The organism is Rhodopirellula bahusiensis, from assembly GCF_002727185.1.
GTDB lineage: Bacteria > Planctomycetota > Planctomycetia > Pirellulales > Pirellulaceae > Rhodopirellula > Rhodopirellula bahusiensis.
On sequence record NZ_NIZW01000040.1, the window covers coordinates 1 to 13,311 of the forward strand.

At 54.0% G+C, this 13,311-nt stretch carries 11 protein-coding genes; 10 read left to right on the forward strand and 1 reads right to left on the reverse strand.

Features of this window, described 5'->3' with window-relative positions; translation table 11 throughout:
* Positions 1–174: 174 nt before the first annotated feature.
* Positions 175–480, reverse strand: a complete 306-nt coding sequence (locus tag CEE69_RS29530; RefSeq protein WP_099264154.1) for a hypothetical protein — start codon at positions 478–480, stop codon at positions 175–177.
* 150 nt (positions 481–630) lie between these two features.
* Between CEE69_RS29530 and CEE69_RS33425 the strand changes: the two genes are divergently transcribed.
* From CEE69_RS33425 to CEE69_RS29575, 10 genes are all read left to right on the forward strand, one after another.
* Positions 631–1,116, forward strand: coding sequence for a hypothetical protein (locus CEE69_RS33425; protein WP_233215777.1), 486 nt, complete (start codon positions 631–633; stop codon positions 1,114–1,116).
* Positions 1,038–2,192 (forward strand): alpha-amylase family glycosyl hydrolase, encoded by a 1,155-nt coding sequence (locus tag CEE69_RS29535; RefSeq protein ID WP_233215778.1) that lies wholly within the window; start codon positions 1,038–1,040, stop codon positions 2,190–2,192. The genes CEE69_RS33425 and CEE69_RS29535 overlap by 79 nt, the downstream gene beginning before the upstream one ends.
* Before the next feature lie 217 nt (positions 2,193–2,409).
* Positions 2,410–3,261, forward strand: a complete 852-nt coding sequence (locus tag CEE69_RS29540; protein WP_099264125.1) for a hypothetical protein — start codon at positions 2,410–2,412, stop codon at positions 3,259–3,261.
* A complete protein-coding gene (locus CEE69_RS29545) occupies positions 3,258–3,659 on the forward strand; it encodes a hypothetical protein (protein ID WP_099264126.1) in 402 nt (133 codons plus the stop codon). Before CEE69_RS29540 ends, CEE69_RS29545 begins: the two co-directional genes overlap by 4 nt.
* Positions 3,660–4,191: 532 nt before the next feature.
* Positions 4,192–5,721 (forward strand): arylsulfatase, encoded by a 1,530-nt coding sequence (locus CEE69_RS29550; RefSeq protein ID WP_099264155.1) that lies wholly within the window; start codon positions 4,192–4,194, stop codon positions 5,719–5,721.
* Between the two features lie 356 nt (positions 5,722–6,077).
* On the forward strand, positions 6,078–6,482 hold the full coding sequence (locus CEE69_RS29555; protein WP_158231103.1) for a hypothetical protein: 405 nt from the start codon (positions 6,078–6,080) through the stop codon (positions 6,480–6,482).
* Positions 6,483–6,645: 163 nt separating this feature from the next.
* Positions 6,646–7,587, forward strand: coding sequence for a PepSY domain-containing protein (locus CEE69_RS29560; RefSeq protein WP_099264128.1), 942 nt, complete (start codon positions 6,646–6,648; stop codon positions 7,585–7,587).
* Positions 7,588–7,921: 334 nt separating this feature from the next.
* On the forward strand, positions 7,922–8,905 hold the full coding sequence (locus CEE69_RS29565; RefSeq protein WP_099264156.1) for a DUF1559 domain-containing protein: 984 nt from the start codon (positions 7,922–7,924) through the stop codon (positions 8,903–8,905).
* A gap of 84 nt (positions 8,906–8,989) precedes the next feature.
* Positions 8,990–9,616, forward strand: coding sequence for a sigma factor (locus CEE69_RS29570; protein ID WP_099264129.1), 627 nt, complete (start codon positions 8,990–8,992; stop codon positions 9,614–9,616).
* A gap of 435 nt (positions 9,617–10,051) precedes the next feature.
* On the forward strand, positions 10,052–13,291 hold the full coding sequence (locus tag CEE69_RS29575; protein ID WP_099264130.1) for a DUF1583 domain-containing protein: 3,240 nt from the start codon (positions 10,052–10,054) through the stop codon (positions 13,289–13,291).
* Positions 13,292–13,311 lie beyond the last annotated feature (20 nt).

The following is a 13,311-nucleotide window of genomic DNA, read 5'->3' on the forward strand; positions in this document are numbered from 1 at the left end:
ACCCACTGACTGGCGAGCCGTATGCGGGAGAACCGCACGTACGGTTCTGAGGGAGGGGAGTCCGGCTCAACCGGACTTCCCTACCCCTATCGTGATCAAGCTCAACGACTCCCGCTCACGTGCTTAGAAAGTGGGCGAACCGTCTGCGGCAGAGGGAACCGATCAGCATACCATTCAGGCATGCGTGCGATTGAACTCGGGTGGATCACTGGCGGGAAAGCTCTCTTCACTGGCTTCGTCAATTCGATGGTCATCTGCGTCGTGGATTGTTTGGTCCTGCCACTGAACGGCGAGCCTCGCGGCGGCTGCGGTTTCCGCGAGCAATTCCGTGTAACGCGTCGGAGGCGTGTGGGCAGAAAACTCGTCTGCCTGTGACTGAAACTCTGTTTGTTCGCTAGCGTCAATTGCGATCCCACTCGCACACAAGTGGACATGTTCGCACAATGCTTGCCATTCGGATTGGATAAATGGATCGTTCATCTGAAAACTCCCGAGTGAAATGTTTGGCGAGCCAATGAGTAGCAAAACGCGAACCACTCCACATGACAGACCCGCTACCACGGCGTTTCGAATCTACAATTCATGCCCGAATGTGCAATTCGGACATTCTCTATAAAAAGTCGCCAAGCCATGAACACTTGGGAACAGGCCGAAGGGTCCCCCTTTCCGCTCGGGGCAAGTTGGAATGCGGATGCATCAACCTTCAACTTTTCGCTCTATTCGCGGCATGCGACTTCGGTGCATCTGTTGTTGTACCGACGCGATGAATTGGATGCCCCCGCTCACGAAATTGCATTGGACTATCTGCATAACAAGTCAGGTCCCGTCTGGCATTGTCGAGTCCAATGCGAAGCCGAGAACGAGTGGGCTTACTATGGCTACCGCGTCGACGGACCGGCACCGCAACCTGGCTATGACTTCCATGACTTCGATTTCCAAAAGATCCTCCTCGACCCATTCGCCAAGGGAGTCTTCTTTCCACCGGGGTTTCGAGAGACCCTGCGCGACGACCTGGTTCCAACGCCGGGCAAGCACCTTTGGGAATCCTGCCCAATCAGTTTGGTGAATTCGATTGGCAAGACGACTCATTGTTGCACCATGGCAGCGACCTGGTGATTTATGAGATGCACATTCGCGGTTTCACGATGAATCCGAACTCGGGAATTGCGGAGGCACATCGCGGGACGTTCCTGGGCGTTGTGGACAAAATCCCTTACCTGTTGGAACTGGGTATCACCGCGGTGGAGCTGATGCCGATTTTTCAGTTCGACCCGGATGATGGGCACTACTGGGGCTATATGCCACTCAACTTCTTCTCGCCACACCACGCCTATGCGACGGATCCGTCCGCTTGCAATCAACGGGATGAGTTTCGCACGATGGCCAAAGCTTTGCACGCTGCCGGCATCGAGGTCATCTTGGACGTCGTTTACAATCACACACGTGAAGGCGACCACCTTGGACCAACCTACAACTGGAAAGGAATCGATAGCAGCACTGCGTACATGATGACCGGCGATCCGACTGCACCCTATGCCAGCCACAGTGGAACCGGCAACACACTACACACGGCAAACCAGGCCGTCCGACGGATGATTGTTGACAGCCTCCGGTTTTGGGACTCGCACATGCATGTCGACGGGTTTCGTTTTGACCTGGCATCGGTCTTCACCCGAAACAGCGACGGCACGATCAACTTGGATGACCCGCCCATCATCAGCGAGATCGGCACAGACGCAGACTTGAGCGACAACCGATTGATCGCCGAACCGTGGGATGCAAGCGGCGCCTATCAGCTCGGGAAACGTTTTCCTGGACAACGATGGATGCAATGGAATGCTCGCAATCGGGATACCGTGCAACGATTTGTGCGCGGCGATCGCGGCATGATTACTGAGTTGATGACACGATTGTACGGCAGTTGCGATCTCTTCCCCGACGACTTGATGCACGCATTGCAGCCGCCATTGAGCATCAACTACATCACGTCGCACGATGGAAGCACGCTGTATGATCAGACCGCCTACAACCACAAATGCAACTGGGCCAACGGGCACAACAACACCGACGGTGCCGATGAATTTCGTTGGGATTGTGGGTGGGAAGGTGATGACGGAATACCGCCGAACCAGCGGATGATTGCGCCGCGGAGCCAACGCTCGACATTCCATCAAGATCGATCACCGTTCTGATCAAAACACCCGGCTGAAATGGCGAGAAACGGGAAGTCGACGAAATCCCGAAGTGGAGGCCAATCCGAATACGAATGACTCGCAAATCTCCGCGTCGACTTGAATCCGCTGCGAAGACCGCTCAAACTGAATGCGACATAGACAAATTCAGTCCCACGTGACCCATTCAAGCTCAACGCATTCTGGGATCAGGCAAGTGAGTTCGTACGGAGAGATTATGAATCGGTTTTGTTTTTGGGTCTTCATCGCCGTTGGCCCGGTACTGTCGCCCAAAGCTGTCTTGGCTCAAGACACGCTTCCGTTCAAAGATGCGATCCGAAACTTTGCCGAGTCCCGGGAGGGGATTGAGAACTACGAACTCACTTTGACGATCAACGAACGCGGACGCCCATCTCGAGCGACCAATGGCGTTGTCAATCCGGCGGTCGATGAACCTGTCGTCACGTTAGAAATCGCCGCCGATCAAACGGCGAATCGACGACTCGTCGCGGAGTATCAATTGCAGGACGGTGCGAATCAGCTGCAGCGTTTGCAGGTTCGCACTCCGCAGTTCAGTATTCTTGTGCAGAACGCGAAAGGTTCGATCTCGCATCCGAGCAATCGTCGAATGGATGGCCACTTTGATCCACTGGCTTTCGGAATTGCACCGCTCGGAGACATGCATCGAGGCTCATCGCTCCACAAGATTGCAGAATTCTACATGGAGTGGCCATCACTTGAGTCCCGCGTCATGGCCGACAAGACGGTTCGCTACGGGGAGGACGATGGGCAGTCATCGTATCTGCTTTTTCTCGACCCAGAGCGGGGCTATTCACCTGTCCGCCTGCGTGACCGAACCGGCAACAAAGGAACCTTCAACGTTTCTCTCAAACTGATTTCAAAGAATGGATTCTGGCTCCCGCTTTCCGCAGTGGTCGAGGAACCGGAACGCACTCGAACGCTCCAGTTTGACTGGCGGAGCATCAACTCCGACATCGACGACCGTTTTGATCCGCAAAAGATTGAATCCAAATACGGTCTCAACCTACGTGACAAACGTTTGCCAGCAACGATTACCGAATCCGAATGATGCAAGCGAACCGGATGAACTCCATTAAGGTAAGTCGGCTCCTCGCTCATTCCTCAATTCTACTCATACCGCTCTCTGCGGCATTGTTTTGGTGGGAAGGCTACTCTTTCCTTCAAACGTTGGTGGGAGCCGCTGCAATCACGGCATCATTCTGCGCAATGGAGTACGCGGGCAAAATCATCCAAAAGTGGACAGGACGTTCTTCAGCTAGAAACCCCCAATCCGATGCGGTCTATTACATCATATGTTTCTCGGTGCTGATTCCGTTCTCCCGCTTTTCCACCGAAGCTGGAATATCGCTTTTTACGCTCGCCTTTGCTTCCGTGATGACCATCGGTCGCATCGCTGGGCAATTGCTCTTTGGCGAACATGAATCGTCATCAAAGCTCGTAGACTAAGACCGATTTTGAAACGCATGCTTTGATTCAATCGCGAATCGCGATTGCTTCTTTTGCGGTCGCGTTTGGTTTGTTGATTGCGCACGGATCTGTTTTGATGTTCAAGTACAATTTCTATCAACGTAAAATGCACTGATTGGGTGAGCGATCGATTGCTCGCCGAATCTCTTTGCAATCTCAGGCGTTTCAAAAGTGAACGCGTCTCGGCACCATTCGCCACGACTTTTCCTCTCGTAGAACCATCGCCATGAGCTTTCCAGGTCCTATCGAACTCATTGTGATTGGGGTCATGCTGCTGGTGACACTTGGTATCCCACTCGCGATTCTCGTGTCGCTCATCTTTTTCTCTAGACGCAAAGATCGTGAATAGACTTTTGATCAGCGACCGATCTTCGTGAATCCAATGGACATCGCTGATCTGAATTCTCGACGGAACACAAGCCAACGTTTCGAATCGGACCGTGCCGTCAGTCCACCAATCGATCAACTACCGAACCGCGTCCAACGAACCGCCGCTAGGCCAGAGTACAAAATGAAATCATTTATCCAGACCTTGCTCGTTCTGGTTGCGGCATTCAGTTTCCTAGCAAAATGCCACGCGAACGATCGCCCCAACGTCATTTTGATCTTTGCCGACGACCTCGGCCCAGGGATGCTCGGATGCTACGGCCAAGAAGTCGTCACAACGCCAAACATTGACCGCTTGGCTCGCGAAGGAATGAAGTTCACGAACTACTACGGCGGCGTCTACTGCGCACCATCTCGTTGGACGTTGTTGACAGGAATGCATGACGGCCGCAACGGTGGATGGGCGCAAAACCGTGCTGGATTGCCGATCTGGAGAGATGCGGGCCAGATCACCGAAGAGGACTATCAAGAGCGGTTCGCGAAGCACAAAGCCAACTCAAACCCGATTTCTGACGACGAAGTCTTTCTGGCTCAAGTCGCTCAGCAAGCCGGATACAAAACCGCGCAGTTCGGAAAACTTGATCGCGGATTCCTCACTTGGAATGAACGTGTTCAACGTTTCGGCTGGGATTTTCATGAGGGCTACTACGACCATCAACGTTGCCATGGTTTCTACCCGCCCTATCTATGGCGCAACGGAGAACGGTTTGAGCTGCCCGGAAACACCATGGCAGACTGTGGAAAGACCAGCGAGAAAGGCGACGAACCCGTTGGCTACGGCGGTGAAACCTATTCACAGAACGTCTTCATCGAAGGAATCTTGAACTACCTGCGTTCCGATCACGATCAGCCATTCTTTCTGTATCATCCCACTCAATTGCCGCATGGCCCCGTGGCAGTTCCCGAGTTGCATCCTGACTTCGCAGACCACCCCAAAATGAGTTTGGCGGAGAAGAAATACGCCTCGATGGTCAAAATGCTCGACGATCATGTCGGGTTGATCATGAACGAATTGGTCACGCTGGGTATCGATGACAACACGGTGGTGCTCTTCACATCCGACAACGGTCACGAACTCTACTACGGTCCTAAACCAAGCTACAAAGCCCAAACGCTCGTCAACGGAGATCCCGCCAACCTCACGGACAAAAAATGGCGAACATCCGAGTGCAACGACATCTTCGACGGTGCCGGCGGTCGTGCCGGTCTCAAACGCAGCGGCTACCAGGGCGGAATGCAGTGTCCAATGATCGTTCGCTGGCCCGGCAAAATTCAGGAAGGTTCCGAGTCCTCGCTACTGACCGCACACTACGACTTTCTCGCGACCCTGGCGGACTTGGTCGGGGAAGACAAGCCAAACGGAAAGGACGGAATCTCGTACCTGCCAACTCTGCTGGGACAAGAGCAACCGGAGCAACATGATTTTGTCGTCATCAACAATCGCTTCAACGCAATGGGCAGTCGAGCCTTGATCACGGGCGAAGGACTTAAACTCGTGGAAGCGGACAGAAAGCAGGGAGTCTTTCAGCTCTACGACATTTCCACAGATAACGAAGAACGCACCAATCTGGCATCTGGCTACCCGGAAAAGGTAGAGGAACTGAAACAAATCTTGATGCGAGAGATCGACTCCCCGCGTCCGGACCTTCCGTAGCAAAACCTGCGAATCGCCCGACTGGAACAGCTTCGCGAAGTCCTGATGTGATGCCGCGTCTCGATCCTTACGGTTGCTTTGGATGCTCAGCCAGAGATTGGCTGCAACACCTTGCCTGAATCAGCAAAGTCGTAAGAATGCGAATTCACCTTCAGGTTGGCGGTTCAACTGAACAAAGCGGGTGCGTCAAAGTCATATCGCTTTTGAGACGGTCGACGCAGATCTTCAGGATATCCCGCTGCCACTGATGCCCAAAGCCGAAGCCGCCGCAAAAGAGGAATCTCAGATTAATCAATCAGGCCCGATGTGAGCAGGAGCAAAAGTGCATGCGCTACATCATCTCAACGAGCTTCGGCTTGGCTGCCATTGCTATCTTGGCGTCCGGCGGCCTTTTCTTCTTGCTATCTCGCCCGGGGGAATCGTCACCGCAGGAAGCACAGAATTGGTTCGAGACCATCGTTCACGAAGATGCGTCGGCGTTCAATGACATTCAACACTACACCGACCAAGGAATCGATTTCTCACATCACTTCCGATTCCGCTTCAACGCGATCGATGACCTTACCGTGCTCATCAAGAAACATGATCTCACGCGAAACCCAAATGCCGAGCCGATCCAAACCTTTGGTCTTCCGCCTTGGTACACGCCATCTGAAGTTCCTGAAGATGCTCCCAAATTCGAACGGCATGGAAGCGAGCCGATTCTGCTTTTCATCGATCCTGCGAAAAATGTTGCGTATTTTGAATTCCTGCATCTCTGATCAGCTACAGCAACGACGAAGGCACCCTCCCAAGGTGATCGCAAAGATCGCGACCGGCTGTTGTCTTCGACTTCCAGTTGGTGAATGACTCGACACCGCACCAATCCGATGGTCCATTGCCGCACGTACTGACAGGCTTCCGGCATCACTAGTGAACAAGTAAATGAAGACTCAGAACGAAGTAGCCACAACAAAGAAACGAAGCCCGCGAAAGACCCGAAGCAAATTCCTGATTCTCGCGCGGCGGGCCCACCTGTACGTCGGTTTGTTTCTTCTGCCATGGGTGTTTCTGTACGGTGCAACCGGAGCCATGCTGAATCACTCGGGACTGTTCCCCGAGGCTGTCTCGCAACAGATTGGCGCGAACCAGTTGGCTGAATCGGGCTGGTCCAATTTTCCGAACCAATCCGCATTGGCAGAGCAAGTTGTTGACGCGTTGCGTCAAGGATCTCCCGAGTCGACGATTGAACTGAATCCCAACCATGCCCCCGAATTTACCAATGAAATTGGCTTTCAATGGAAAGATGGCGAGACTCGACACACCGTCCATTTGAACCCAGTCAACAAGTCATCGTGGGTGGCAACATATCCGCCAAATCGCGAACCGATGCGGCCAGTCCTGAGCGAGATTCGCCGAGTCGATATTTCTCCTAATCCGATGGAGATTGCGGAGCAAACCGTCCCCACAGTGGTGAGTGCCGCCGGCTTGCAACCCAACGAAAAGATCGAGCCACTTGGTTGGTGCAAACTCAACTTTCTGGCCACGGTCGATGACGTGCCGGTTCGCGTTACCTACGTCCTTCGCGACGGGCACGTTGACGTCACCGAGTACACCGGCGAGGACGGTTATTCACCGCGTCAGTTCTTTGTGCGATTGCATACTTCGCACGGTCAGCCACCACACTGGAATGGCCGTCGTCTTTGGTCCTTTTTCATCGACGCGATGGCGATCGCGATGGTCACTTGGGGCGTGACCGGATTAGTGATGTGGTGGCAGATCAAACGAACACGACTGATCGGGAGCGGCGTCATTGCGGTCAGTGTCTTAACGGCTGCCTTCATGTACTACAGCATGATGGGCTTCTATGCCTCCACCAAGCTTTGAAGCTGCGACTTGGGCAGTGGTGAGATCCTGAATCTGCCCCCAAGGCAACTCATCCATGGTGTTTTCAAAGATCAGCCGAAGTGCATTCGCAATGCTTTCTGCGACGAAACCTGACGCAACGGCAATCGACCAGCTGATGCGTTTTGAAAGAGTCATTTGCCTTGGCACAGCCTCACCGAGACTTGCAGCATGCAACCTCATGGTGTACTTTTGAAACCAATTCTCAGTTGCAATAACCAAGCCAGCCCGGAAGAGTCGGTATCGACCACTTTTCCTCCGCCAGCCAGGAACGTGACAACAAACTGTTGACATCTTTCTTTCGCGGAGGAAACGCATGGGGTTTGCCAAACAGAACCAGCACCGCCGTTCAGCTTTTACCTTGGTTGAATTGCTGGTCGTGATTGCCATCATTGGCGTTTTAGTTGGATTGTTGCTGCCGGCAGTTCAGGCGGCACGCGAAGCTGCCCGCCGGTTGCAATGCAGCAACAACATGCGGCAGATTGGGCTGGCCTGCCACAATTACCACAGTGCTCTGAGAACATTGCCACCGGGTCGACTGGTTTACGACGGAACTGGTTCCACTGGAAATCCGACCAAAGTGGTGACCGGATTCCTGGCGATGATCCTGCCATACATCGAAGGTTCGAATCTTCACGACACCTACAATCAACACTACGGCTTTGATGACATCGCCAATCAACCGGCTGTCAATCGGCAAGTCCCTTCCTTCAGTTGCCCTTCCGCACCTGGCGAACGGACGATGCCGATTTACGCGGGATGGAAGGTTGGCTGGACCACTGACGTCAACATGCTTCCCGATATCACGGGAATGGCAACGGACTATCAAGGTGTCCGAGGGATGCACTATCTGCAGGACTCTCCCACGGGCGACAAGGTCCACGTGTTCGATTCCGACTGTGGCATTTTGAATGAAAAAGGCAGTCGGTTTGCTGATATTCTTGATGGAACCAGCAACACAATCTTGCTGTTCGAAATGTCCGGCAAGCCTGGACATTGGAAAATGGGCCGGCAACAACCTCCACCCACAAACGCGCAGTTTTACAGCTACGGTCCGTGGGCTGGGAACAACGGCGTTGGTGTCTACAACTGGTCGGATGACGGGCTGGTGAAGGGCTGTGACACTTGCGAGCAATATATCAACGTTGATAACGAAGCTTCGCCTTACAGCTTCCACCCCGGCCTCGTAACCATCGTCCTTGCGGACGGATCCACACGAACGTTGACCGATTCAGTTTCGTCCGAGATCTACATCAACCTCAGTCGTAAGAACGATCGCAACGTGATCGGCGAGTATTGAGCGCCGGCGAGTTCGCGGACCGCTGTGTGATGAAAGCAACACCCTCTCTTTCCGAACGAGTGTGTTGCGACGAGAATCGCTGGCATGACTCAACCGATTCATCAGCAGATCGAGCAGATTTTCCACGAAGGATCTCGGCAGGTTTTTGCTTCGCTGGCTCGCGCGTTTCGTGATCTGGATTTGGCCGACGATGCGATGCAGGATGCCTTTGCGGCTGCAATGGAGCGTTGGCCGGACGAAGGGATCCCGGAAACGCCAATCGCTTGGCTGATCACGACTGGCCGATTCAAGGCGATCGACACGATCCGTCGCCGCGAAAAGCTGAAATCGATGGGCCCGGACGTTGCCGTTCGTTTGCAACAGGTCACTGACTCCAACACGCAGCGCGGCGACGCCGTGATTGAGGATGACCGACTGCGGCTGATCTTCACCTGCTGTCACCCTGCCATTGATTTGAAGATCCAGGTTCCGCTGACGCTTCGCGAAGTGTGCGGGCTGACCACCGATGAGATTGCTCGCGCGTTCTTGACCACTCCGACGACAATGGCGCAGCGGATTGTGCGTGGCAAAGCGAAGATTCGCGATGCAGGAATTCCGTTCGTCATCCCGGACGTAGAAGACCTCGACGAAGCCATCTCAATCGCCGCCAAAATTCCGCCGGCGAAAAAGGGCACTGTCGAAATCCGCCCGCTCTTCCAAATCCCTCAGTAGCATTTTTTCTTGGTAAGCAAGGAGGCGGGAATAATTGTGGTTGACCCCATGAGCCGTTTGGTTGTTAGCCCTGGTTGTGCATAGTAACCGTGGCCAACGCCAAACGGCTGACATTCGCACGGCTTACATCCCCGAAAACCCTTGCGTAGATACTCGGTGATCATCAATCCACTGCTATAGCAGACCGAGAGCGTCTCCCAAGCCTTCCGTTTCGGCGAACCGTGTTGCAATCGGGTCAGGCGTTGGGAGAAGACTCTTATGGTGGCACAAACCGGCTACGCCGTTCGCGATGTGACGTGGGTCATGTGCTGGCGTACAATCGTCACAGTGAGATGCTTTGACGACTCGCCGTAATCCGCTTGAACCAAGCGAGAGCCTAGACATGCGGCGGGCGCCTTTGATTCTGAACTATCCTACTTCCCCAGGATGTGATCGATGACGTCTACAAGAAGGTATCGCACCGCTGTCTTCACCGCGTTGCTGATTGCATTCCCGGCATTCGCAATGCCACAGCGTTCGAACGGAAACGCGTCGGACGAATCAGCTTTGAAGCATTTGTTCTCGCTTGAACAAGACGTCGTTTCGCTGAGTGTGGATGGCGTCATTCAAGAGGCGTCGAAGCTATCAGCAACCGACCGATTCGACTTTCTGACCGACTGGGTTTTGGCATCAGAATCACGTCGTTCGTTTCGCATGAATTCTCGATTCGTGCAAATCGACCCGATCGCGAATTCCGAATTGGCTCCTGAGGACAGCGTCGTCGACGGCATCGCATCGCCCGTCTTTTTTCTCCTCTCGGTCGCGAAACAAACCGGACGCCTGCCGGAACTTCGCCAGCGTGTTCAAGCAATCACGTATCCGATGGATCCGCAGCAATCGCGAGCGAAACTTGCCTTGCGGTTCATGATCGACATCGCGGACTCCGCTTCGAAGCCACTGGCAAGACGAGAAGAGTCTTCATCACCAATTCTGGCCGCTCTGGCGACGTCCGTGCGGAAGCGAGAGCCAGACGTCGATGAACGGGACTGGCCTGAGATATTGGCATTGGCTTACGGGATGCAAGCCAAACTTCGCAGCGATGAGTTTCTCGAGTTTGTCACCAGCATCTACTCGTTTCAGATCGAGAACTTGAGCTGGGACAAAAACGCTGCCTGGGACGTCTATGCGTTCGGTGTTTTTGCAAAACTTCAACTGAGTAACCGAAGCGACTCACCTTCGCTGGAATCAACCGACAATTCATTCGAGTCGTGGCATCCCGCCGCGGTCGTGTCCGCCAATTCGCGAGGCAACGGATTCACTGAGGCGATGTGGCGGCCCGCGGGAGAGTCCGTGCACAAGCTCGCCGGGCACAACAATGACTACTTGTATTTCCCATCACCTCTGACCGGAGATTTCGAAATCGAATGTGAGGTGACTGGTTTCAACTTCAAAGAATCGCAAGTCGCTTACGGTGGTGTTTTCGCTTCGCACCATTCTTCGAGAAGCCAAGCTGAGATCGGTGGCATCCGCAGCCAAACAATGCTGCCTCTCGATCCACCGATGAGCCCACCGGACGATTGGTTGAGCTGCCGAGTCTCGGTCCGCGATGGTGTTTGTCGCCACTTCATCAACGGAAGGTTGCTGTTGCAGCACGACTTGGCGGACGGCCATTTTCCTTGGCTGGCCGTGCGAACGCATCGATTGAGCCATGGCGCCATTCGCAACCTCACCATTTCGGGATCACCAGAGGTCCCTTCTAACATTGCAATGGTCAATTCATCGAAATTGGTTGGTTGGTACAGCTACTACGATGAGCCTGTTGATAATCCCAGCGACTCGGCTGCATGGCGATCCGTTGCGGTTCAAGAATCGGGATCTTCGTTCGAGGTTCAACACGCAGCACAACGCGAACTCGCGGGATCCAATCTAGAGAGTCTGCTGGTGTATCACCGGCCAATGATGGAAGACGGCTCGATCGAATATGAGTTCTTCTACGCAAAGGGAGAAGCGTCGGTCCACCCGACGATCGATCGAATGGCTCTGATGCTCGAACCCGATGGCGTCAATGTTCACTGGGTGACGGACGGTGCGTTTCAGCCGGGCAATCTTTCACCCGCGAATAGAGCGGTTGTGGCGAAGCAAGATCAGAGGCGTTCCCAGGTTGCCTTGAAGAACGACTCATGGAACCGTGTGCGATTGGAACTTCGAGGTGACGAGGTTCAGCTGCTACTGAATGGAGTCCCGATCATCGAGCGAACGCTGGAACCATGGAACCAGCGGCAGTTCGGATTGTTCCATTTCGCGGACAAAACCAACGTTCGAGTTCGAAACTTGCGATGGTCAGGTGACTGGCCAAATGTAGACGAAGTGTTTGGCGAGCATCACCGCGTGAGGCCGGATACGGCGGAAATGGAAGAGTTGGCGTCTGCGCTGCCACAATTTTACGAGCAGGATTTTCGCAAGCTGGATTTTGACTCGAGCGATTTCATCCAGCGAGGCGGCTCGATCACAGTTGAGGAGAACGGCATCGCGATGGCAGCGGGCGATCGCCGAAGCACCGCTCTGCCTCTTTGGCTTGAGGTTCACGGCGACTTTGATCTGCGAGCAAGTTTCGAGAACTTTGAACATGCAAACGTTGGCGACGGGGCTCTCGAGATGCTTGCGTACTTGCCGAGTGACGGTCAGAAAATTCGGGTCGCTCGGCACCGTTGGGATAACAAGGAGCAAAAGTTACGCACCCGATTTTCTCCGATGACGGATGCCGGCCACCAAGCTCAGCGAGCAAAAGACCATTGGGTGGCGAACGAAGCGACATCGGGAGTGTTTCGAATGGTTCGTTTGGGCACCACGGTTCATTACTTGTTCGCTGAAAACGATTCGGCAACTTTCAGACTTCTGTCGACTGATCCAGTCGGCCGTGGCCCCTTGAACGCGGGAGGCATCACCTTGAAAGTGTTTGGATCGAAAGGTGGTTCTGCATCAACGACATGGACGAGCGTGAGTGTGCGTGCAGAGCAGATCACGGGAGTTGCTCTGCCGGACATGCAAGCGTTGCGAAACCAGTTGGACGACTCAAAGAAGCAGTTGAAGAAGTCGTATGTGCATGACTTCACGAAAGCCGCACCCGATCCGGAGATGTTTGCAAGACTGAGTGATACAAGACCTTGGAACGAAGCTGACGGCGGTCTTCGATTGCAAAACGTCGGAACGATCAACTGGGGTGCGAGTGCTCTCGTCTCGCGAATGCCCTTCGACGGTGATTTCGATCTCCGTCTGGAATTCGACGAACTCCGTTTGGCGAGCGCGGGAGAGGGCCAGCAGGCCATCTTTGCGATCGAGGTTCAGCCGACGTCCGAACCAATCATCAGAGTCAATTCGATACTGGGGTTGAATGCACCCGGGATCGTCCAAGCGGAAGGCTACGCGAGAGTGAGAATGCCGGATGGAAGTGACTGGTTCAACGGAACCGAACGACACACCGTGACCTCCGCCACGGCCTTGCGAATCGCTCGTCGGGACAAGCGATTCTTTATGATGGTGCGTCCTGAAGGTGAACAGCAAGATCGTATTGTGTCGATGTCAGACCACTCGAACGCTCCGATCAACAGGGTCATCGTGATGTTGCACAGCGGAGGTGCAGGCAGTGAATCAAGCGTTCGGCTCAAGAAGTTCGCGATCCACTCGGATGAACAGTGAGTTTTGTGGCGGAGCTCACT

What these genes read in the sequence shown, in the direction of transcription:
- CEE69_RS33425 (WP_233215777.1), top strand. Translation starts at nt 631, where the DNA reads ATGAACACTTGGGAACAGGCCGAAGGGTCCCCCTTTCCGCTCGGGGCA.
- CEE69_RS29550 (WP_099264155.1), top strand. Translation starts at nt 4,192, where the DNA reads ATGAAATCATTTATCCAGACCTTGCTCGTTCTGGTTGCGGCATTCAGT.
- CEE69_RS29545 (WP_099264126.1), top strand. Translation starts at nt 3,258, where the DNA reads ATGATGCAAGCGAACCGGATGAACTCCATTAAGGTAAGTCGGCTCCTC.
- CEE69_RS29575 (WP_099264130.1), top strand. Translation starts at nt 10,052, where the DNA reads ATGACGTCTACAAGAAGGTATCGCACCGCTGTCTTCACCGCGTTGCTG.
- CEE69_RS29530 (WP_099264154.1), bottom strand. Translation starts at nt 480, where the DNA reads ATGAACGATCCATTTATCCAATCCGAATGGCAAGCATTGTGCGAACAT.
- CEE69_RS29565 (WP_099264156.1), top strand. Translation starts at nt 7,922, where the DNA reads ATGGGGTTTGCCAAACAGAACCAGCACCGCCGTTCAGCTTTTACCTTG.
- CEE69_RS29560 (WP_099264128.1), top strand. Translation starts at nt 6,646, where the DNA reads ATGAAGACTCAGAACGAAGTAGCCACAACAAAGAAACGAAGCCCGCGA.
- CEE69_RS29540 (WP_099264125.1), top strand. Translation starts at nt 2,410, where the DNA reads ATGAATCGGTTTTGTTTTTGGGTCTTCATCGCCGTTGGCCCGGTACTG.
- CEE69_RS29570 (WP_099264129.1), top strand. Translation starts at nt 8,990, where the DNA reads ATGACTCAACCGATTCATCAGCAGATCGAGCAGATTTTCCACGAAGGA.